The following is a 21,705-nucleotide window of genomic DNA, read 5'->3' as shown; positions in this document are numbered from 1 at the left end:
GTGGTCACACCCGTTCCCATGCCGAACACGGAAGTTAAGCACTTGAACGCCGAAAGTAGTTGGGGGCTTCCCCCTGTGAGGATAGGACGCTGCCAGGCGATCGTTCCGCAATAGCTCAGCGGTAGAGCAACCGGCTGTTAACCGGTAGGTCGTAGGTTCAAATCCTACTTGCGGAGCCATTTATTACTTCTTCACCACGTACAATGGAGAGCTGTCCGAGTGGCCGAAGGAGCACGATTGGAAATCGTGTAGGCGTCAAAAGCGTCTCAAGGGTTCGAATCCCTTGCTCTCCGCCATCATCACTTTCAATTCAGAATGGCCCGTTGGTCAAGCGGTTAAGACACCGCCCTTTCACGGCGGTAACACGGGTTCGAATCCCGTACGGGTCACCATTTATAGCGTCGCGGGGTGGAGCAGTCTGGTAGCTCGTTGGGCTCATAACCCAAAGGTCGTCGGTTCAAATCCGGCCCCCGCAATTACATACGGTCCTGTGGTGTAGCGGTTAACATGCCTGCCTGTCACGCAGGAGATCGCGGGTTCGAATCCCGTCAGGACCGCCATTGTTAAGGCTTTGTAGCTCAGTTGGTAGAGCAAAGGACTGAAAATCCTTGTGTCGGCGGTTCGATTCCGTCCAAAGCCACCATCTTTATTAACAACATGATTTTCCCATTTGTGGGGGGGTAGCGAAGTGGCTAAACGCGGCGGACTGTAAATCCGCTCCCTCGGGTTCGGCGGTTCGAATCCGCCCCCCCCCACCACCATAGGGGCATAGTTTAGCGGTAGAACTACGGTCTCCAAAACCGTCAGCGCGGGTTCGATTCCTGCTGCCCCTGTTTACCATGGCGATTGTGGCGAAGTGGTTAACGCACCGGATTGTGATTCCGGCATTCGTGGGTTCAATTCCCATCAGTCGCCCTCTTATTATTGGGCTGTAGCCAAGTGGTAAGGCACTGGATTTTGATTCCAGCACGCGAAGGTTCGATCCCTTCCAGCCCAGCTTTTCAAGCGGAAGTAGTTCAGTGGTAGAATACGACCTTGCCAAGGTCGGGGTCGCGGGTTCGAATCCCGTCTTCCGCTCCAATGAGTGGCGCCATAGCCAAGTGGTAAGGCAGAGGACTGCAACTCCTTTATCGTCAGTTCGATTCTGACTGGCGCCTCCAACTATTTCTCAATTAAATAGTTTTGCAAGAGATTGTGCCGGTGTGGCGGAACTGGTAGACGCGCACGACTCAAAATCGTGTTCCTTTGGAGTGTCGGTTCGATTCCGACCACCGGTATCTTGCGGGTGTAGTTTAATGGTAAAACCTCAGCCTTCCAAGCTGATGACGAGGGTTCGATTCCCTTCACCCGCTTTATACTTTTTACACAATCTGATGTTTCACCTGATCATGCGGGTGTAGTTTAATGGTAAAACCTCAGCCTTCCAAGCTGATGACGAGGGTTCGATTCCCTTCACCCGCTTACCTAAAAGAGCAATGTGTCGTTTTCGCTGACACCTTGCTCTTTTTGTTTAGGAAGGAATCTTAAGAGGAAAGGAGCGTGTCGTAATGGATGGTGTACAATTGAAATTGGCTTTACAAGAGTACGCAGTTGAGATTGGAATCGATGAGCTGAAGGTGACGACGGCTGACCCTTTTCTTGTCTTAAAACGTCGACTTCAAGCCCAACAGGAGAAAGGATTTGCTTCTGGTTTTGAAGAGCCCGATCTCGATCTACGAACGACTCCTTCGTTACTCGTAGAAGATGCGGCTTCGATCATTGCCATTGCGGTCGCGTATCCAAGTACTCTCAAAAATGCACCTCGTGGCAAGGAAGGGGAGCGGCGAGGTATTTTTTGTCGATCGTCCTGGGGACTGGATTATCATCAGGCGTTGCGACAACGTTTGACGTTGCTTGAAGAAAAAATTCAACAGTTGAGTCCAGGTGCAAGGACGCGCTCGATGGTCGATACAGGAGAACTCGTCGATCGTGCAGTAGCAGAACGAGCAGGTATTGGATTCAGTGGTAAAAATTGCTCGATCATCAGTGAAGAGCACGGATCGTATCTTTATCTCGGTGAATTGATTACTGACCTCGTCTTGCCGCCGGATCAGCCAGTCGAAGAATTATGTGGAACATGCAATAAATGTATCGATGCTTGTCCGACGGATGCGTTGGTTGAACCTGGTGTCATCGACGCTAAACGATGTATCTCATTTTTAACACAGACGAAAACGCTACTGCCAGAACCGTTTCGGATGGCACTTGGGAACCGTCTGTATGGGTGTGATACGTGTCAGCAAGTATGTCCATATAACCGGAAGAAGAATGCGACACATCATGTTGAACTACAACCGGATCCGGAGCAGGTCAAACCGCTCCTTGTTCCACTCTTATCAATGAGTAACCGTGAGTTCAAGAGTCGTTTCGGAACATTATCCGGAGCATGGCGTGGTAAGAAGCCGATTCAACGTAATGCGATTTGTGCGCTCGTCCATTATCGAGACAAGAGTGCGATTGACGCGCTACGGTTAATGACGGAAACAGATGCCCGCGAAGACATGCGGGCGCTTGCACTCTGGGCAGTCGGTCGGATTGGCGGAATTGATGAGAAGTCGTACATCGAATCCCGTCTTTTAGCGGATACTGCAGTGGATGTTCAGACAGAAGGACGACGGTTAATTGAAGAGTGGGGGGAAGCAGATGCCATTTCAACAGCTCACTTATGAGTTCGGTACATTGCTCGTCGCATGGGAAAAAGAGCAAATCGTGTACCTCGACTTTGGATTGAATAAAGATCGTGCTCGGACCTATTTAGCAAAAGAGACAGACGAGGGTACATTACCGAAAGCTTGGCGTATGGCGTTTGATCGTTATGCACAAGGAGAGGTACAAGCGCTTGATGCGCTTCCTTGTCAGTTGCGTGTCACACCATTTGCAGGGAAAGTGTTACAAGCTTTGCGAACCGTTCCGTTCGGTCAGACGATCAGTTATGGTGAACTGGCTCGAATGATTGGAAAACCACAGGCAGCACGAGCTGTTGGCGGTGCCTTGAATCGGAATCCGATCGCATTGATTTATCCATGCCACCGTGTCATCGGGGCGACTGGTAAATTGACGGGTTTCGCAAGCGGAATTGCCCATAAAGAAGCGCTTTTAGCGCATGAGATAGGAGAGAATTGAACCATGGCTATTCATGTCGTTATGTATCAACCGGAAATTCCTCAAAATACAGGTAATATTTCGCGAACATGTGCAGCGACGCATTCCGTCCTTCACTTGATCCGACCGCTCGGCTTCTCGACAGACGACAAGCAACTTAAACGTGCGGGTCTTGACTACTGGGAATTTGTCGATGTCCGTTATCATGATTCGTTAGAAGAACTGTGGGAAAAACATCCGGAAGGTGTTTTCTACTATATTACGAAATACGGGGAACAGTACCCAAGTCAGATTGACTTATCGGACGTTGAACAGGACTATTTCTTCGTCTTTGGTCGGGAAACAAAAGGATTGCCGCTTGAAGTCATCGATGCAAACGCAGAACGGTGTATCCGTTTACCCCAATCGAATCTCGTTCGTTCACTGAACGTCTCGAACACGGCAGCGATCATCGTCTATGAAGCATTACGTCAGCAAGGATACGCAGGTCTTCTGTAAAGCAAAAGCTCCATCCTGATTCAGGATGGAGCTTTTATGAGTTATTCGTTACCTTCAGGTTTTTTGTTGTAGCCTGCAGTGAAGATTGCTGTCAAAAACGCAAGACTTACGCCGACCATTAAGATAAATGCCATTTTTGTTTCCCCCTTCAGTCTCTTGAACCGATATAATCTATTATAGTATACCTGTAAGTGAAATTGTGTGCTACATATGAATTTTCTATGAATGGAGACTCCACATGCGTACGAACGTTTACCTATTAAGTTATGCCCCACTGATCAGCATCTTGTTATTTAGTACATCCCTTGCGATCGCGACGACGGAACTTGCATTGCATTGGCTCGATCAAGTCGGCGTGTACGATGAACTGCTCCAGCTACTGACGGCACGTGATACGAAGCTCGTCGTTTGGCTTGGTTTTTTGATCGTCTATTTCATGATCTTTAGTTCGCTTAAACTACTATCGGACACGATCAATCAGCTCGGTTTCGCCTTTTTCATCAAAGAACAAGAGGGAACGACACTCGGTATGTTACGTCCGGGCAGTATTCTCCTGCTCGTCGGAGGATGTGTCAGCTTTGCTTTCATGACGTCCTTCTTGCACGTCGGGATCGTATTGCTTGTATCCTTCTTCATCTATTTTATCTTTTACACGGTACAGATTAGTAAAATGACGAGTGCGGCTGGAGCTGTTGGGTTGATCATCTTCTCCTTCTTAGCCTGGGGCGTTCTACTCGCTAGTCTATCATGGGTTGGTCTGACCTTATTCAATTCCTTTGGAGAAGCAATTTTATTTCCGAGTTGACTCAAGGACGTAAAATCGTCGCCCACGTCTGGACCTGTAACGTTGCATTGGCTTCAGCAGGGAAAGGGCGGGGACGGTCAGCTCCTAACCAAATACCCCCGATGTGTTGATTTTTGATACCGACGAACCACATATCCTTATTATCATTCGTTGTTCCTGTTTTTCCTCCGATATAGCGCGCGGAAGGATCGTATCCTTTGCGCCCTGTTCCATACGTCATGACATTCTTTAAACCAGCCCGTAATTCACGGTTCGTCTGACTGGACCAAATCCGTTGTTCCTTTTCCTGCGGTCGTTCGACCGTTCCGTTTCGAAACGTAATACTTTTAATCATCGAAGCCGGTCGATAGAGCCCGTCATTCACGAATACGGTATAAGCATTTGTTAGTTCAAACGGACTAATGCCGTACTGCAAACCGCCTAAAGCGCTCGTGAAGGCATCATCCTTCCGTGTCCACTGACTGAAATGGAACGGACGGATGGACTTCAATCCTTCTTGGAAAGAAACAGCAAAAGCACGAATCGCTGGTGTGTTATAAGAATAAGCGATCGCATCGGCAATCGTCACTTGTCCAAGGATCCGATTTCCGCTATTTGATGGACAGTATCCATCGATACAGACAGGACTACCGTCTAACGTACTCGACAATCGAGCTTTCGTCTTCTCGAGATAAGGACCATAGACAAGTAACGGTTTGATGGCTGAACCAGGTTGTCGGTACGACTGCACTGCTCGGTTGAACTGACCGGTCAAATTTGATTTGTAGCCGACTAAAGCCGTAACCCCATGTGTTTGTCCATCAATGCCAACATAGGCTCCCTCAATCGGGTCTGGTAGACGACGAAGAGCTTCTTTAGCTCGTTGTTGCTCGGCTGAGTCGAGATATGTCGAAATGATCGCACCTTGTTGATGTAGATATTCCGAAGCATGCTTCTCACTCCATCCGTGCTGTTGAGCGGTCATCCGGATGGCAGCTTGGACGGTTGCATCGATATAGTCCGGATAAGGAACCCGCGGCTTATAGGATCGAGGTGTCACATGAGAAATAGTAAAATCTTTCGTCAGTACACGATCGCGCACTAATGCTTGAGCGATTCGTTGCTGACGTTTTTTTGTATTTTCAGGAAAACGAAGCGGATCGTAGAGTGACGGATTGTTCGGAATCGCTGTCAAAAAGCAGATTTCAGACCAATTTAACTCGCGCGCTGGCTTATTGAAATATGATTTTGCAGCCAGTTCGATCCCGTAAATATTATTCGCGAAATATGCTTGATTGACATACGCCGTCATTAGTTCTTTTTTAGAATATTTCTGTTCTAAAGACACAGCGATTAACAGCTCTTTTATTTTTCTAGTATACGTTTTTTCGTTTGATAGGTACGTCATTCTTGCTAGTTGTTGTGTGATCGTACTTCCGCCTTGGGATTTAGAATCAGACTGGTTTTTAGTAAATGCACGTAAGATTCCTGTGATGTCATAACCGTCATGTTGATAAAAACGTTTATCTTCGATTGCTACAAACGCTTGCTCGACTTTTTTGGGTAATGTTTGAGGCGTCAAGTCATCCCGTCGTAATCCATCATAAAGCTCGACCTGTTTATTTTCGTACGTTACAGTGATCGGTTGGTAGGAGGTCAGTGGACGTCGTGTCGTCTGTTCGTCGGCCCAGAAAAAAAATGTACGTGCTGTGTTCAACTCATCTTTAATTGAAAATAAGGAAAATACAAGCATCGTCGCAAGACCAAATAAGACGAGATATCCGGTGGTAATTCGCATGAGAACTCCTTTCAAAAATCCATTTCATTCCTATTATCGGTCTTTTATGGAGAAATCAGTAGATTATTTTTTCGATTTTTGTATTTTAATAAACCTATTTTGCAGGAATGTTATATTAAAAAGAGAAAAGATTGGGTATATAGAAGTATCTGTGGAATTTATAACTCAAATTGTCTGAAAAAAAGAGCATAAATGGAGGGGACGAAATGGCTAAAAAGAATGTCGTTGCGATGTTACTTGCAGGCGGAGAAGGGAAACGTCTGGGAGCTTTAACGAAACATACTGCAAAACCAGCTGTTGCATTTGGAGGAAAATACCGCATCATTGATTTCCCGCTTTCGAACTGTACGAACTCAGGAATCGATACAGTCGGCGTGTTAACGCAATATGAACCACTTGAATTGAACCGCTATCTCGGAATCGGGAGTGCGTGGGATTTAGATCGACGTAACGGTGGTTTAACGATTCTACCTCCTTACCAAGCTCAAAACGGAAAGAACTGGTATGAAGGAACAGCGAATGCCATTTATCGAAACATGAGTTACATCAACCAATTCGACCCTGACTATGTACTCGTCCTATCAGGCGATCATATTTATAAAATGGATTATGAAAAAATGATCGAGGAGCATCGACTTGGTGGAGCTGACGTGACGATTTCTGTACGTGAAGTCCCATGGGAAGAAGCACCACGATTCGGAATTCTCAATACCGACGATGATCTCCGGATCAATGAATTCGAAGAAAAGCCAGAGAATCCCAAATCGAATCTCGCATCGATGGGAATCTATGTCTTTAACTGGGATGTATTGAAGCGTCATTTGATTCAAGATGCAGGGGATGCGGAATCAAGCTTCGACTTCGGTAAGAACATCATTCCGAACATGCTCTTTGAAAATCTGAATATCCGTGCGTATAAATTCAAAGGATATTGGAAAGACGTCGGAACGATTCAATCGCTCTGGGAAGCAAACATGGATTTGTTGACGGCAGAACCAGAATTTGATTTATACGATCCATCTTGGAAAGTCTATTCTGTCAACCCGAACCAACAACCTCAATATATCGGGAACGCTGCAACGGTCGAGTCATCAATCATCAATGAAGGATGCCATATCGAAGGTGAAATTAATCATTCAGTCCTCTTCCATGGTGTAGAAGTAGCGGAAGGATCACTCGTCAAAGACTCAGTCATCTTCCCGAACGTTAAAATCGGACGAGACGTCACGATTCACCGGGCGATTTTAGCAGATGGTGTCATCGTTGAAGATGGTGCGACGATTGGATCTCCGGACGGAGAAGTCTTCGTCATTGAAGCAGAGAGCCTCGTTAAAAAGAACGAAGTCATCAAAGAAGCAATTCAATAAGGGGGATATTCGAATGAAGGTCGATTTATTAGGCGTCATCAATCTAAGTGGTGAAGAAGGATTTTTCAAAGAACTAACAGAGCATCGTAACTTGGCAGCTGTGCCATTTGCGGGTCGTTATCGATTGATCGATTTTACATTAACGAACATGGTACAAAACGATATCGCGAACATCGGAGTTTTTACGCTTGAAAAATATCGTGGGATGATGGATCACCTCGGCTCAGGAAAAGAGTGGGATCTTGACCGTTCAAACGGTGGACTCTACATCTTCCCGCCTGCATTATCACAAGATGCGAATGAGTTCCGGGGAGATCTCTCAAACTTCCACCTTCATCGCGATTTCTTCCTGCGCAGCAAGGAGAACTATGTCGTCGTCTCTGGTTCGAACATCTTATCAGCCGTAGATTATCGTGATGTCTTGCGCGAACATAAAGAATCGAATGCGGATATCACAGTCGTTTATACGAAACGTGAACTGCCTTGCAAATACTGCCGTCCAATTCGCTTTGGCGAGCAGAACCGCGTGACTGCAATCGGATCACGAGGGTTCCAACCAACTGATGAGACGTTCTACATGGAAACGGTCGTTCTATCGAAGAACCTATTCGTTCGTTTGATTGATGAGGCGATTGCGCGTGGTGAGTACGATTTACTACAAAGTATCATCCGCTCGCAGCTAAATCGCTTGCATGTACATGGATATGAATATCGTGGTACATCACAAGTCATCCACTCACTTCGTTCATACTACCGTGAGAGCATGCTATTGCTTGAACAGTGGGGAGCAATCAACGACTTCCAGCATGTCTACACGAAAATCAAGCATGAACCGCCGACACGTTACTTGCCAGGTTCAGCGATTAAGAACTCACTCGTCGCAAACGGCTGTAAGTTAGAAGGCACGACGACGGATAGCATCCTGTTCCGTGGTGTTAAAGTCGGAAAGCATGCTCGCGTCAAAAACTCGATCATTATGCAAAAATCGGTCATTGAAGAAGGCGCGGTCGTTGAGTACGCGATTCTCGACAAAGAAGTGACCGTCAAACGCGGTCAAGTCATTCGCGGTACGGTAGAAGAACCAATCGTCATCAAAAAACAAACAATCGTTTAAAGGAGATGTCATTCATGAAGGTATGGTTTGCTGCCACGGAAGCGACACCCTTCATCAAGACAGGGGGGCTAGCTGACGTCGTCGGCTCGCTCCCTTTAGCGCTTGCTGAGGAAGGGGCAGACGTTTCGGTCGTCTTACCCAATTATGGTCAAATCAAGGAACAATACAAATCAGAGATGGAGTTTTTATTCGACTTCATCGTACCAGTTGGCTGGCGACAGCAATTTGGTGCTGTCCTCCGATTAAAACAAGATGGTGTGACGTTCTATTTCATCGATAATGAGTACTATTTCAAACGCGATGGTGTCATTTATGGACATTACGATGATGCGGAACGATTTGCGTATTTTTCACGTGCCGTTCTTGAGATGATTCAACATCTCGATCGGAAAGAAGTACCGGACGTCATCCATTGTCACGATTGGCAAACAGGTGTGATTCCGGCGTTCCTACGGATCCATTATCAGCACCTAGAGCGCTATCAAGACATTAAAACGGTCTTTACGATTCACAATCTACAATATCAAGGTGTTTTCCCGGAGGAAGTACTCGGTGACTTACTTGGATTGAGTCATGAACACTTCACAGCCGATGGTATTGCTCATAACGGTCTCGTCAATTACATGAAGGCAGGACTCGTCCATTCCAATCAAATCACGACAGTCAGTCCATCATATCGTGATGAGATCATGGATCCGTATTACGGTGAGACGCTTGAACCCGTCTTACAACATCGTGCTGTCGACGTACGCGGAATCTTGAATGGAATCGACTATCGTCAATTTGATCCTGCACATGATACGCATCTCGTTGAGACGTATTCGGTCGATACCGTCACGGAAGGAAAGGCGAAGAACAAAGCTGCCTTACAAGAAGAACTAGGTCTCCCCATCAATCCGGATGTACCATTGTTTGGTTTCGTTTCTCGTCTCGTCGACCAAAAGGGGATTGATTTGCTCGCGCATATCTTGCCAGATTTGTTTGAACTCGATGCGCAGTTCATCATCCTTGGATCAGGTGAAGCGGAATATGAAGGGTTGTTCCATCATGCGACATCGATTCGTCCAGACAAAATCGCTTCTTACATCGGGTTCGACGTTGGTCTCGCGCAACGAATCTATGCAGGCAGTGACGCCTTCTTGATGCCTTCGCGTTTTGAACCATGTGGTCTCAGTCAGTTGATTTCGATGAAGTACGGCTGTTTACCAGTCGTCCGGGAAACAGGTGGTCTTCGTGATACGGTCAAGCCATTCAATCAGTTTACGTTAGAAGGAAATGGATTCTCGTTCGCGAATTATAATGCACATGAGTTTTTAGAAGCGATTAAACGTACCATCGAGGTCTATCATGATCGCCCGGTCTTTGAGCACTTGATTGAGACGGCGATGAATGAGGATTTCAGTTGGTTGCGTTCAGCCGACGAATACTTGGCGTTATATCGTTTGATTGCACCGTCCGCCACTTGATCGTATCACTGGGAAAAGGAGTTACGTCATGTTCAAAGATAAAGAGAAGTTCAAGGAGAGGTTTACGGAACGATTCGTTTCGATGCATGGCAAGGCAATAACGGAAGCAACAGAAAACGATATCTATCAGACGCTTGCTTATCTGGTACGTGAGACGGTCACGACCGATTGGTTACGGACAAAGGAAACATATACCCATAAAAAAAGTAAGCAAGTCTATTACTTTTCACTCGAGTTTTTACTCGGACGTTTCCTGCATAACAACCTATTAAGCCTTGACGTCTTAAAGGATGTGGAACGGGGACTAGAAGAACTCGGATATCAGCTCAGTGATCTGACAGAAGAAGAGCCGGAACCTGGACTTGGGAACGGAGGTCTCGGTCGTCTCGCAGCCTGTTTTCTTGATTCCTTGGCTGCGCTTGGTTTACCGGGACATGGGAACGGTATCCGATACCAGTATGGTCTCTTTAAGCAAAAAATCATCGACGGCTATCAAGTCGAGCTACCGGATAACTGGCTGAAGAACGGAAACATGTGGGAAATTAGACGTTCTGATAAAGCGGTCGATGTTTCATTCGGTGGACATGTCTGGCTCGAAGAAGTCGGTGATGGGTATCGTGTCCATCATGAACCGGCTGAAATCGTTCGTGCTGTTCCGTACGATATGCCGATCGTTGGCTATCAAAACAAGGTTGTCAATAACCTGCGACTCTGGAGTGCTGAGTCTCCACTTGATGATGATGAATTACTTAGTCAATACCGTGGGAACTATAAAGATTTACTGGCACATAAACAATCGATTCAGACGATTTCAGAGTTCTTGTATCCGGATGATACGACGTACGAAGGAAAAGAACTCCGTCTGAAGCAACAATATTTCTTCGTCTCTGCAGGATTACGGAGTATCTTAACGTCCTTTAAAAAACGAAACCATTCATTGAAGCAACTCGGGAATCATATTGCCATTCATATCAATGATACGCATCCGGTCGTCGCGATTCCGGAATTGATGCGGATTCTTGTTGATGAAGAAAGGTTTGGCTGGGAAGAAGCATGGCGGATCACGAAGAGTGTCATGTCGTTTACGAACCACACGTTATTATCAGAAGCACTCGAACGTTGGCCGGTTGATTTGTTCCGTCGCTTGTTGCCACGCATCTACCTCATCATCGAGGAAATCAACCGACGCTTCTGTAAGAATGTGCTTGCGAACTATCCACACATGGAAGCGCATATGCGAGATATCGCCATCATCGCGGATGACCGGATCAACATGGCGAATCTGGCTGTTGTCGGAACGCATTCGACGAATGGTGTCGCTCAGATTCATACTGAGATTCTGAAGCAGCGTGAGATGCGCCTATTTTATGAGATGTTTCCGCTTCGCTTTAATAATAAGACGAACGGAATTACACATCGTCGCTGGTTCCTCTCATCAAACCCAGCACTGGCAAATCGTGTGACGGAAGCAATCGGGGATAGTTGGATTCAGCATCCGTCTGATTTGCAAAAGTTGACGAAATGGGCAGAGGATTCAGCATTACAGAAGGACATCGCCGAGATCAAACTTCAGCGCAAAGAAGAATTAGCGTTGCTCATTGAAAAAGAAACCGGTATCGTCGTGGACCCAACCTCGATTTTTGATGTTCAAGTCAAGCGATTGCATGCGTACAAACGTCAACTCTTGAATGCGTTACACATTCATTCGCTCTACTATCGTCTGAAGGAGGACCGTTCCTTCACGATGACACCACGGACATTCATCTTTGGTGCAAAGGCGGCGCCAGGCTATCATTATGCAAAAGAAGTCATTCGTTATATCAATGCGTTAGCTCGCTTGATCAATCAGGATCCAGACGTCAGTCCATACTTGAAAGTCGTCTTCCTAGAAAACTATCGTGTATCGCTTGCTGAGAAGATTTTCCCGGCAAGTGACGTCAGTGAACAGATTTCGACTGCAAGTTATGAAGCCTCTGGAACCGGCAACATGAAGTTCATGATGAATGGTGCACTGACAATCGGAACGCTCGACGGAGCGAACATCGAAATTCGAGACGAGGTCGGGGATGCGAACATCTTCATCTTCGGCTTAACACCACAAGAAGTCATGAATTATAAACAATACGGCGGTTACAGTGCATACGATCAATACAATGCCCAACCCGAGTTACGACGGATTATTGATAGTCTCGTTGATGGAACCTTATTTGCTCCAGGTGAATTCCAAGCGATTTACGATTCATTATTGACGTATAATGATGAGTATCTGATCCTGAAAGACTTCATGTCGTATCAACAAGCGCAGGAACGAATTGATCGGATGTATCAGCAACCAGAAGAATGGTATAAACGCGTCATTCTTAATATTGCGCGGTCAGGTGTGTTCTCAAGTGATCGAACGATTAAAGAGTATGCGAATGCGATCTGGAACATCAAACCGATTCAACTCTGAACAAAAAGACACTGACAGATGTTTCTGTCAGTGTCTGATGCTTACGAACGGGAGACATCTTCACCACGGCTGACCCAATCACTATAAGAGCCGGCATAAAGCCGGACATCAGTTTTCCCGAGTGAATGGAGAGCGATGACATTGACACACGCTGTCACACCACTTCCACAATAGAGGATAGGTGCTGTGACCGGTAGGATGTCGGCGTACAATTCTTTCAAATCTTCCGCGTCCCGTAAGCGACCATCTGGTGAGAGTGCTTGTTCGAAGAAACAATTCACGGCACCTGGAATGTGGCCGGCGACGTGATCGAGTGGTTCGATTTCTCCACGGTATCGATCGGGCGCACGGGAATCGATGACCATCGTTTCTGTCAGCTGATCTTTCAGCTCTTCGAACGAGACGAGCATCTCATCTTGAAAACGAGGCGCGTAATGAGAAGGTTCATAAGTAGGAACGTCGTCCGTGACCGGAAGATCGAACGCTAGGTAAGAGGAGAATCCGCCCTCAAGGACGACGACACGCTCATGTCCGATCCATTTAAATAACCACCACGCACGAGCTGCATACGGAAAACCATCGTCATACAAAACGACGAAGTCTTCCGGTGTCACACCATGCTGTTCCAGTGTGTGTTGCCACGCTTCTTTTGAAGGAAGCGGATGCCGACCGCCGACCTCATCGATTGGACCAGAAAGGTCAGTCGTTAAATCCAGGTGCTGTGCACCTTCGACGTGTTGTTCCAAGAAAGCATTTCGTCCATATTCAGGTTGTTGCAAGTCATATCGGCAGTCAAACCAGCGAATCTGATCCGTTCGGACGAGCTGTTGAAGATCTGCCATTTGAATCGTAGGAAACATGCCTCATCACCTTACCCTTTCTAGTGTTAATCATATGAAAGGTATCGCATCATCGCAAGTCTTACCCTCATTTAAAAAAGGAGTCGATTTACCATGTCATGGAAAGAAACCTATCAAAAATGGGATCAGTTCGCTGATCTTGACAGTACATTAAAAGAAGAACTCGTCACGCTAGCGACGGATGACAAAGCAGCTGAAGAAGCATTCTATAAAGAACTCGAGTTTGGAACAGGTGGTATGCGCGGGGAGATTGGTGTCGGAACGAACCGGATGAATGTGTATACGGTTCGAAAAGCATCACAAGGGTTCGCAGCATTCATTAAAGCATCAGGAGAAGAAGCGGCAGCAAAAGGAATCGTCATCGCACACGATTCACGCCATTTCTCACCAGAATTTGCGCTGGAGGCGGCACGGACGCTCGCAAGTAATGGCATCAAAGCGTATCTGTTCGACGGTCTACGTCCGACACCAGAACTTTCGTTTGCGGTTCGGTCTTTACAAGCAGCGGGCGGGATCGTCATCACAGCGAGTCACAACCCACCAGAATACAACGGATATAAAGTGTACGGAGACGACGGTGGACAACTTCCACCAAAAGAAGCGGATGAACTCGTATCGTACGTCAGTCAAATCGAAGACGAGCTGTCGATTGAACTTGAGCAAGAAGAAGTCCTTCGTGCGAACGGTTTAATCGTCCGTGTCGGCGAAGAACTTGACGAAGCGTATCAAGAAAAATTACAGACGATTCGTGTCTTACCTTCAATCCAATCGGAATTAGCGGATCCACTAAAAATCGTTTTCACTCCACTTCACGGAACAGGACTTGTACCGGTAACAGAAGGCTTGAAACGGTATGGATTCGAACACGTGACAGTCGTTAAGGAGCAAGCAGAGCCAGACGGTGCATTCCCGACCGTGACGTCACCGAACCCGGAAGAACATGCTGCCTTTAAACTGGCGATCGAATACGGAGATCGTACAGATGCCGATATCTTGATTGCGACGGATCCCGATGCTGACCGTGTCGGAGTAGCAACACGTGATGCAGACGGAGAATGGACAGTCTTGACAGGGAATCAGACGGGGGCATTGTTGCTTGACTACATCCTTTCACAAAAAGCGGCGCAGGGGACACTGCCAGCGAACGGATTTGTCGCGAAGACGATCGTTACTTCAGAACTAGGTGCGTTGATTGCACGTCATTATGATCTCCATGTCGAGAACACGTTGACAGGCTTTAAGTTCATCGGGGAAAAAATCAAACAATACAATGCATCGGGTCAATATGAGTATCTCTTCGGCTATGAAGAGAGCTATGGATATCTCATCGGGGACTTCTGCCGCGACAAGGATGCCGTCCAAGCGTGCTTGTTAGCTGCTGAGATGGCTGCGTATCACAAAAAAGAAGGACGGACGCTCTATGAGGCATTACAGTCGATTTACGAGCAGTTCGGATACTTTGAAGAGTCACTCCGCTCTCTGACGCTCAAAGGGAAGGATGGCGTGGCACAGATCGGTCGTATCATGGATACGTTCCGTGAGAATCCACCAAAACAAGTGGCTGGAGAACAGGTCGTCTTGTTCGAGGATTATGATGCAAGCATCGCTCACGATCTGAAGACACATCAACCTTCACCAATTAACTTGCCAAAATCCAACGTACTGAAGTTTACGCTCAGTGATGGATCGTGGTTCTGCCTTCGTCCATCGGGCACGGAACCAAAAATTAAGTTCTATTTCAGCGTCACGTCACCAGATGCTGCTGAGACGACACGAAAACGTCAGCAAATCGAAGATGAAGTCATGCAGGAAGTCGAGCAAATTCAATAAGTCCTAAACAGGATTCCGTCGATGGCGGAATCCTGTTTTTTGTCTTAGAGCATTGAAAAGTGAAATTCGTGCAACCGTTACCATTTCGAGGTACAGTAAACGAGATAGAGTTCATACGATAGAGGAGTGGAAGAAACATGGAACGGATTCAGCTAACAGAAGATTTATCATTCTCACGCATTATTCATGGCTTGTGGCGATTGAATGAATGGGAAATGACGAAGGAAGAGCGTCTTGAATTGATTGAAGCATGCCTTGCTTTAGGAATTACGACGTTTGATCACGCAGATATCTATGGCGATTATACGAATGAACGCTTATTCGGGGAAGCTCTTGCCTTAAAACCGGAATTACGTGACCGGATGGAGATCGTCACGAAGACGGGCATCAAGATGAAAGGGAATCATTTCTCGGATCAGTCATTATCGTTCTATGATACGACGAAAGAGCATATTATCAAACAGGTCAATCGTTCCCTGCAAGAACTCGGTGTCGAGTACGTCGATACGTTGTTGATTCACCGTCCAGATCCATTGATGGATCCGAACGAGATTGCAGAAGCGTTCGTTGAGCTGAAGGACGCGGGTAAGGTACGGACATTCGGTCTATCGAACCATACACCTGCACAACAGAGTCTTATACAATCACGCTTACCGTTCATGCTCGTGACGAACCAACTCGAGTTATCGGTTTCGGAACTGAAACATTTCGAGGATGGATCCGTCGATCTGTGTCATGAAAATGAGATGCCATTGATGGCATGGAGTCCGCTTGCGGGCGGTCGTCTCTTTAAGGACGAGCGATACGCACCGTTACGTGAAAAATTAGCTGAGATCGCTGAAAAGATCGGGGCAAAAGAAATCGACGAAGTCGCATATGCATGGTTACTTAAACATCCAGCACGTATCATGCCGATCGTTGGTTCTGGTAAGATTGAACGCATCGAATCTGCTGTTCGTTCGACGAAGCTGTCGTTGACGCGCGAGCAATGGTTTGAGATTTTGAAGGCATCACGAGGTCGTGATGTCGATTAATCTAGACTGTGAGACAGAAATAAACGCATAAAGTATTTTCTGTTTAAGAAATGAAGCGAGAGGATCGACCAGTACACGATCTGGAAACGATCCTCTCTTTCGTTTATGAATAGAGTAACAGTAAACAAAAAAAGTCCCATCTCAAGGGGGAGGAGAGATGGGAGATCTATGAGGTTAAGCTTCTAAGCGAAGCATCTCCTGACGATATTTATCTAAACGATCTTTACTTGCTGACATGCCAGCTTGGTCATTGGCTTGAATCGCATCGAAGAGCGTACTGAGCTCATAATCGATTTCGAGACGTAGCACTGGAATTCGCTGCTCTGCATCTTGTCTACGGAAAGCTTCAATTACTTGTTTCATCTCGGCCACGCTCCTTTGTAATTTGTCAGATAATTCTGATTTTTATTAGTATACTTGATTATTCCCGGATTGACTAGTGCTAAACCTCAAAAAATCTAAAAAAACACACTTGAAATCCTAACGGTTTCAAGTGTGAAAAATTCATTCTGGAATGCTGAAACGTGCTTCTAAACGATGTTGGACGCTTTGAATAAGTGTTGACATGATCCAGTAAATTGCAGCGGAGAACAAAAGTAGCGGCATGACGAGGTATGTCGTCGCTGAAATCTGGTCAGAGACGTACGTTAATTCCTCGACAGCAACGATCGTACCAAGTGATGTCGACTTGATGATATCGATGACAGAGTTCGAAAGCGGTGGAATCGCCCGAGATAGTGCTTGCGGCAAGATAACGTCCTTGAATGTCTTGCGACGCGGAATTCCAAGTGAGTCAGCAGCTTCCCATTGTCCACGATCGACAGAGGAGATGGCAGCGCGGAACGATTCCGAAATATATGCGGAAAAGTGAAGCGACAAACCGAAGGCAAGCGCTTGGAATCCAGTCAATTGAAGCGTGACGAGACCATTATAAAGAATCAAGATTTGCAACAAGAGTGGCGTTCCGCGGAAGAACGAGACGTATAAACGTGCAAAACCGCTGAAAACGGCAACGCGGCTATCACGCATGACGGCAAGAATCAACCCGAGAATAAGCGCAAAGACGATGGCGAGACCACTTGCTAGAAGGGTCGTGCCAATCGCCTTTGCGTAGACGTCCGAGTTATCTCGGACGATCGTCAGTAATTCACTCACTTACTGATATCCTCGTTGAAGTACTTCTTACCGATTTTTGCAAGAGTGCCGTCTTCTTGCATCTCAGCGAGTGCTTTGTTGAAGTCTTTTGTATACTTGCTATTTTTCGCCATCATGAAGCCAGATTCGTTCTTATCGAACGTCTCACCGACAGCTTTGACTTTATAACCCGCTTTTTTCAACTCCGTCAAAACGAAGAGGCGATCGTTCATGGCTGCATCAACACGACCTGCTTCAAGATCTTTTAAGACTTGGTTCGCACCTTTGTAGTATTTCACTTTCGCGCCAGCTTCTTCAGCCGTTTTGGCATAGAGTGAACCTTGTGTCGAACCGACTGTCTTTCCTTTTAAGTCGTCGAGTGTTTTGATGTCGTTCGTTTTATTGTTGACGATGATCGTTGAGCCAGAGACTGTATACGCATCAGAAAAAGCGTACTTTTCTTGACGCTCAGGTGTGATACCCATTTGGTTCGCAATGACATCGATTCGTTTTGAATCGAGTGCCGGGATGAGTCCTTTAAAGTCCATCGCTTTGTAATCGACTTTATAGCCAGCACGTTTTGCGACTTCGTTCATGACATCTACGTCATAACCCATCAATTTTCCTTTTTCTTTGTACGTGAATGGTGGGTATGTTGCTTCCGTTCCGACTGTAATGACTTTTGACTCTTTACCAGAACCTGCGTTGTCGTTCGAAGCGCCGCATGCTGCAAGCACCCCCGCTGTCGATAATGCTGCTACAGCTAATTTCAAACCGTGTTTCATAGCGCTCTCTCCTTTTATAAATGAATGATTTCAATTCCTAGTTTTCGAATAGGATTAATTTTAAGCTACAAGCAGTATCATACAAAGTTACAGGAACGTCTGTCAATAAAAAAAGACTGCCCTTAAATGGACAGTCTGAAACATCATAACTGATCGATGATGTGATTAACGAATCGTTGCTTCTGTTGAAGCATCGAAGAAGTGTGCTTTTGTCATATCGAAGAAGAGATCAAGCTGTGATCCCATCTCGACATGTGAACGTGAATCGACACGTGCCGTGAATGCTTGTTGTCCGACTTTTGAGTAGAGATAAGACTCTGCACCCATCAATTCAGAAACTTCGATATGCGCTGGGAAACGATGTGCTGTTTTAGTGTCTTGGTAGATCAATTCCGCATGGATGTCTTCTGGACGAATTCCGAGGACGAGATCTTTATTCGTGTAACCGCGGTCGCGGAGAACTTTCATTTTTCCTTCTGGCACTTCGAATTTCTCTTCTGTTCCTGAAACCTGGAAGAGACCGTCTTCTGCCAGTTTACCTGTCAAGAAGTTCATCGATGGTGAACCGATGAATCCAGCAACGAACATGTTATCCGGGTGATCATAGACTTCCTTCGGCGTACCGACTTGTTGAATGATTCCGGCTTTCATGATGACGATCCGTGTCGCAAGCGTCATCGCTTCCGTCTGATCGTGCGTGACGTAAATCGTTGTCGTCTCAAGACGTTTGTGTAACTGAATGATTTCCTTACGCATTTGTACACGTAATTTAGCATCCAAGTTCGAGAGCGGCTCATCCATTAAGAAGACTTTAGCATCACGAACGATGGCGCGACCAATCGCCACCCGTTGACGCTGACCACCAGAGAGTGCTTTTGGCTTCCGCTCGAGATACTCTTCAAGACCAAGGATACGAGCTGCGTTATCAACGCGTTGCTTGATTTCATCTTTCGGGAACTTCCGAAGCTTTAATCCGAACGCCATGTTATCGAAGACGTTCATGTGTGGATACAAAGCGTAGTTTTGGAAGACCATCGCGATATCGCGATCTTTTGGCGCTACATCATTCATGCGTTTACCGTCGATGATAAAGTCTCCACCTGAGATTTCTTCAAGTCCAGCGATCATCCGGAGTGTCGTCGATTTCCCACAACCAGATGGTCCAACGAAGACGATGAATTCCTTATCTTTAATATGCAGATTGAAATCATCAACCGCTTTTGCATCACCTGAGTAGATTTTATCGATATGTTCAAGACGAATTTCAGCCATGTGTAGTTCCCCCTAATGTAAATGATGAAATAATAACGCTTACAAGAAATAGTATAAAAGAAGTCAGGTAGTCTGCCTATGGACAACCTGACTAAATGCAAACGTTTTCAATTAGGCATCATGCTACAAGTAGCAAGGTATAAAGGAAAGTAGCTCCTTCAAACGACCGGACATCGATTTCTGTCTGTTCCGTTAAGCGGTCAAGTCGATACTGGAGACTGTTCCGATGTAAGTATAGATGTTTTGCTGTCAAAGAGACATTCAAGTTAGCTCGGCAAAAAGCGAGGATCGTCTCACGAGACTCTGGCTCGAGGGACAGAACGAACTGGTCGACGAGTGTCGCGCGGTACTGGTCATCTAGACTTGCAAGACGAGTCATGGCAGGTAAAAAACGTTCGATTTGCATGGAAGGGACGGAGGTGAGCGCTGCTTGTTCGAGTTGGAATTGAACGGCAATGTCGCCGGTAGCACGCTGTTGACCAAGCAGCACCTTACCATCGAGCACAAAATCAGATTGTAGTGCTAAAAATAAATCGTGTAGTTCTGTCTCAATAACGAATTCTTCTCGTTCGATGATCGTAAAACGATGAGTACTGAAAGGAATGAGCGTACTCGTCTGCGAAAAGAAAGAGGAGAGCAGCTGTTGAATTTCCTCACTCGTACGTTCATCAGTGGGATTAAATAAAAAGTGGACAAGTCGAAATGGTCGATCTTCCACAGCATGAGCAGATTGGAGACGTTCTCGCCATAGATCGATATCTGACCGCGACGTCGTGATGATGCGCTCGGCAAATACATCAAGCAGTTGTTGTTCACGGTCGGATATGGCAGTCGTCTTGATCCCAAAACAAAGCCCATCTGTAAGACGATATACGCTATACTGTTCCTGGCAATACAGATTCGGATCGGTCGTAAGCTGGTCATTGAATACAGTCATCAGTTGTCGTAACACACGGCATCACTCCTAAATCGTACATAACTAACTATCTCGACTTTACCATAAGTCGAAAATCGGAAGGAATGATAACTTATGTCAGACACTTTGTTAATCGTGTTGAAGCTTGTTGGAATCGTCATCATCGGTGCTCTTATCGGAGCGGTCACGAACCATTTGGCGATCCGAATGTTGTTTCGACCACTTGAACCGAAATACATTGGAAAATTTCGCGTACCATTCACGCCTGGTCTGATTCCAAAACGACGGAATGAACTGGCAGCAAATCTCGGACGGACGGTCGTCAAGCATCTCTTGACGCCAGAAGGGATCGGGAAACGTCTCGCATCACCAACTGTTCGTGGAGCCGTCACGCGTCTTGTCGAACAAGAAGTCATGAAATGGACACGCTCGGAAGAGACGACAGGAGCATGGATCAGTCGCTTCATTGATGAACCAAAACAACGGATCCAAGGGAAAATCAGTTATCACTTGGAGCAGGAGTTTTCGCGTCTGATGAATAAATGGCGGGAGCAATCCGTACGCGACTTGATCGGAGCAAGCGGAGAACAAAAAATCGAAGAAGTCATGCCGCGACTCGTCGCATCCGTATTACACCAAGCAGAAGCATACTTTGACGGACCAGAAGGACGTCTACAACTCGAGGAAACCGTTGCTCGTTTCATCCAACAGCGACTGGGTGGCGGGATGTTCGGGATGTTGCTCGCAAATGTCAACATCGTCGATATGATTCAGCCGGAGCTGAAAAGGGTACTTCAATCAGAGTCGACGTCTCAGTTCATTCTTGCCTTATTACGTCAGGAATGGAAAAAGGGACTGGATCGTCCGCTTTCATCCTATATGACGGAAGAGACGGAGTTGCGGATTCGACAGACCGTCAAAGAACAAGTCATGGCACGTTTACCGATTGAGTCGATGCTTGATACACCGCTACGCGTCTGGTTGAATCCACTCGAGTCACAATTACTCGAGCAACATGTACCTGTCATCATCGATCATCTATTCGAACGGACGACGAATCAAATCGGGCAGATCCTTCAGACGCTCGATCTCGAAACAATCGTTCGAGAAGAGGTTGATTTGCTTGATACTGCGTATCTCGAGGAAATCGTCTTATCGATTTCCAAGCGGGAATTCCGTGCTATCACTTGGCTTGGAGGGTTGTTAGGTGGTTTAATTGGATTGATACAGGCGGGGCTTTATCTCGTCTAAACA

General features: G+C 46.4%; 18 protein-coding genes, 15 tRNA genes and 1 rRNA gene. 27 read left to right on the top strand and 7 right to left on the bottom strand.

The features are described from left to right. From rrf to HZS85_RS15335, 20 genes are all read left to right on the top strand, one after another. Window positions 1–98 (top strand): 5S ribosomal RNA (gene rrf, locus HZS85_RS15430); the annotation flags it as partial. A gap of 6 nt (window positions 99–104) precedes the next feature. Further along, window positions 105–179, top strand: a tRNA-Asn gene (locus HZS85_RS15425). Window positions 180–205: 26 nt separating this feature from the next. Continuing rightward, window positions 206–296, top strand: a tRNA-Ser gene (locus HZS85_RS15420). A 21-nt stretch (window positions 297–317) separates the two neighbouring features. Continuing rightward, window positions 318–392: transfer RNA gene (locus HZS85_RS15415), tRNA-Glu, on the top strand. A 10-nt stretch (window positions 393–402) separates the two neighbouring features. Next, window positions 403–476: transfer RNA gene (locus tag HZS85_RS15410), tRNA-Met, on the top strand. A gap of 8 nt (window positions 477–484) precedes the next feature. Next, a tRNA-Asp gene (locus tag HZS85_RS15405) sits at window positions 485–560 on the top strand. 7 nt (window positions 561–567) lie between these two features. Beyond that, window positions 568–643 (top strand) — tRNA-Phe (locus tag HZS85_RS15400). Between the two features lie 31 nt (window positions 644–674). Then, window positions 675–758: transfer RNA gene (locus HZS85_RS15395), tRNA-Tyr, on the top strand. Between the two features lie 4 nt (window positions 759–762). Continuing rightward, window positions 763–833: transfer RNA gene (locus HZS85_RS15390), tRNA-Trp, on the top strand. A gap of 9 nt (window positions 834–842) precedes the next feature. Next, window positions 843–915: transfer RNA gene (locus HZS85_RS15385), tRNA-His, on the top strand. A gap of 10 nt (window positions 916–925) precedes the next feature. Further along, window positions 926–997 (top strand) — tRNA-Gln (locus HZS85_RS15380). A gap of 8 nt (window positions 998–1,005) precedes the next feature. Continuing rightward, window positions 1,006–1,080, top strand: a tRNA-Gly gene (locus HZS85_RS15375). A 6-nt stretch (window positions 1,081–1,086) separates the two neighbouring features. After that, window positions 1,087–1,160 (top strand) — tRNA-Cys (locus HZS85_RS15370). A gap of 36 nt (window positions 1,161–1,196) precedes the next feature. Next, window positions 1,197–1,277: transfer RNA gene (locus tag HZS85_RS15365), tRNA-Leu, on the top strand. A 4-nt stretch (window positions 1,278–1,281) separates the two neighbouring features. Next, window positions 1,282–1,352: transfer RNA gene (locus HZS85_RS15360), tRNA-Gly, on the top strand. 38 nt (window positions 1,353–1,390) lie between these two features. Further along, a tRNA-Gly gene (locus HZS85_RS15355) sits at window positions 1,391–1,461 on the top strand. An 86-nt stretch (window positions 1,462–1,547) separates the two neighbouring features. Further along, window positions 1,548–2,708 carry a tRNA epoxyqueuosine(34) reductase QueG gene (gene queG, locus HZS85_RS15350; protein ID WP_214856786.1) on the top strand — a complete coding sequence of 387 codons (1,161 nt, stop codon included), beginning with the start codon at window positions 1,548–1,550 and terminating at the stop codon, window positions 2,706–2,708. Next, the gene (locus HZS85_RS16915) at window positions 2,683–3,162 is read left to right on the top strand and encodes a methylated-DNA--[protein]-cysteine S-methyltransferase (RefSeq protein WP_214856784.1); all 480 of its coding nucleotides are present in this window, start codon (window positions 2,683–2,685) and stop codon (window positions 3,160–3,162) included. Before queG ends, HZS85_RS16915 begins: the two co-directional genes overlap by 26 nt. A 3-nt stretch (window positions 3,163–3,165) precedes the next feature. Then, entirely contained in the window at window positions 3,166–3,639 is a 474-nt protein-coding gene (trmL, locus tag HZS85_RS15340) for a tRNA (uridine(34)/cytosine(34)/5-carboxymethylaminomethyluridine(34)-2'-O)-methyltransferase TrmL (protein WP_214856782.1), read from the top strand. A 238-nt stretch (window positions 3,640–3,877) separates the two neighbouring features. Continuing rightward, on the top strand, window positions 3,878–4,444 hold the full coding sequence (locus HZS85_RS15335; protein ID WP_214856781.1) for a DUF5366 family protein: 567 nt from the start codon (window positions 3,878–3,880) through the stop codon (window positions 4,442–4,444). A 1-nt stretch (window position 4,445) separates the two neighbouring features. Here HZS85_RS15335 and HZS85_RS15330 read toward each other — a convergent pair whose 3' ends face one another. Next, entirely contained in the window at window positions 4,446–6,221 is a 1,776-nt protein-coding gene (locus HZS85_RS15330; protein WP_214856780.1) for a transglycosylase domain-containing protein, read from the bottom strand. 206 nt (window positions 6,222–6,427) lie between these two features. On the opposite strand from HZS85_RS15330, the gene HZS85_RS15325 reads away from it, so the two are divergent. The 4 genes from HZS85_RS15325 to HZS85_RS15310 are packed head-to-tail and all read left to right on the top strand — an operon-like array spanning window position 6,428 to window position 12,620. Further along, window positions 6,428–7,588: a glucose-1-phosphate adenylyltransferase gene (locus tag HZS85_RS15325; RefSeq protein WP_214856779.1), complete on the top strand. Its 1,161-nt coding sequence runs from the start codon at window positions 6,428–6,430 to the stop codon at window positions 7,586–7,588. 13 nt (window positions 7,589–7,601) lie between these two features. After that, window positions 7,602–8,702, top strand: a complete 1,101-nt coding sequence (glgD, locus tag HZS85_RS15320; RefSeq protein ID WP_214856778.1) for a glucose-1-phosphate adenylyltransferase subunit GlgD — start codon at window positions 7,602–7,604, stop codon at window positions 8,700–8,702. 14 nt (window positions 8,703–8,716) lie between these two features. After that, complete coding sequence (gene glgA, locus HZS85_RS15315; protein ID WP_029340919.1) at window positions 8,717–10,168, top strand: glycogen synthase GlgA; 1,452 nt, start codon at window positions 8,717–8,719, stop codon at window positions 10,166–10,168. A 28-nt stretch (window positions 10,169–10,196) separates the two neighbouring features. Continuing rightward, a complete protein-coding gene (locus HZS85_RS15310; RefSeq protein ID WP_214856777.1) occupies window positions 10,197–12,620 on the top strand; it encodes a glycogen/starch/alpha-glucan phosphorylase in 2,424 nt (807 codons plus the stop codon). A 41-nt stretch (window positions 12,621–12,661) separates the two neighbouring features. Here the strand turns inward: HZS85_RS15310 and HZS85_RS15305 are convergent, their stop codons facing one another. Next, window positions 12,662–13,480: a sulfurtransferase gene (locus HZS85_RS15305; RefSeq protein ID WP_214856776.1), complete on the bottom strand. Its 819-nt coding sequence runs from the start codon at window positions 13,478–13,480 to the stop codon at window positions 12,662–12,664. Between the two features lie 93 nt (window positions 13,481–13,573). Here HZS85_RS15305 and HZS85_RS15300 point away from each other — a divergent pair, with 93 nt between their 5' ends. Both HZS85_RS15300 and HZS85_RS15295 read left to right on the top strand, forming a co-directional pair. Continuing rightward, window positions 13,574–15,310 carry a phospho-sugar mutase gene (locus HZS85_RS15300; protein ID WP_214856774.1) on the top strand — a complete coding sequence of 579 codons (1,737 nt, stop codon included), beginning with the start codon at window positions 13,574–13,576 and terminating at the stop codon, window positions 15,308–15,310. A gap of 137 nt (window positions 15,311–15,447) precedes the next feature. Then, the gene (locus HZS85_RS15295; protein WP_035409436.1) at window positions 15,448–16,344 is read left to right on the top strand and encodes an aldo/keto reductase; all 897 of its coding nucleotides are present in this window, start codon (window positions 15,448–15,450) and stop codon (window positions 16,342–16,344) included. Window positions 16,345–16,518: 174 nt separating this feature from the next. Here the strand turns inward: HZS85_RS15295 and HZS85_RS15290 are convergent, their stop codons facing one another. The 5 genes from HZS85_RS15290 to HZS85_RS15270 all read right to left on the bottom strand — a co-directional run bounded on the left by HZS85_RS15290 (window position 16,519) and on the right by HZS85_RS15270 (window position 20,487). Continuing rightward, window positions 16,519–16,707, bottom strand: coding sequence for a hypothetical protein (locus tag HZS85_RS15290; RefSeq protein WP_035409434.1), 189 nt, complete (start codon window positions 16,705–16,707; stop codon window positions 16,519–16,521). Between the two features lie 141 nt (window positions 16,708–16,848). Then, window positions 16,849–17,499 (bottom strand): amino acid ABC transporter permease, encoded by a 651-nt coding sequence (locus tag HZS85_RS15285; protein ID WP_035409432.1) that lies wholly within the window; start codon window positions 17,497–17,499, stop codon window positions 16,849–16,851. Next, window positions 17,496–18,263, bottom strand: a complete 768-nt coding sequence (locus HZS85_RS15280) for a transporter substrate-binding domain-containing protein (protein WP_214856772.1) — start codon at window positions 18,261–18,263, stop codon at window positions 17,496–17,498. Before HZS85_RS15280 ends, HZS85_RS15285 begins: the two co-directional genes overlap by 4 nt. A gap of 165 nt (window positions 18,264–18,428) precedes the next feature. Further along, a complete protein-coding gene (locus HZS85_RS15275) occupies window positions 18,429–19,535 on the bottom strand; it encodes an ABC transporter ATP-binding protein (protein WP_214856770.1) in 1,107 nt (368 codons plus the stop codon). A gap of 118 nt (window positions 19,536–19,653) precedes the next feature. Then, the gene (locus HZS85_RS15270) at window positions 19,654–20,487 is read right to left on the bottom strand and encodes a helix-turn-helix domain-containing protein (RefSeq protein WP_214856768.1); all 834 of its coding nucleotides are present in this window, start codon (window positions 20,485–20,487) and stop codon (window positions 19,654–19,656) included. A gap of 78 nt (window positions 20,488–20,565) precedes the next feature. Between HZS85_RS15270 and HZS85_RS15265 the strand changes: the two genes are divergently transcribed. Beyond that, on the top strand, window positions 20,566–21,702 hold the full coding sequence (locus HZS85_RS15265; RefSeq protein ID WP_214856766.1) for a DUF445 family protein: 1,137 nt from the start codon (window positions 20,566–20,568) through the stop codon (window positions 21,700–21,702). Window positions 21,703–21,705 lie beyond the last annotated feature (3 nt).

It is taken from the genome of Exiguobacterium sp. s130 (assembly GCF_018619055.1).
Taxonomy (GTDB): Bacteria; Bacillota; Bacilli; order Exiguobacteriales; family Exiguobacteriaceae; genus Exiguobacterium_A.
This window is presented reverse-complemented; position numbering and strand designations above follow the sequence as displayed.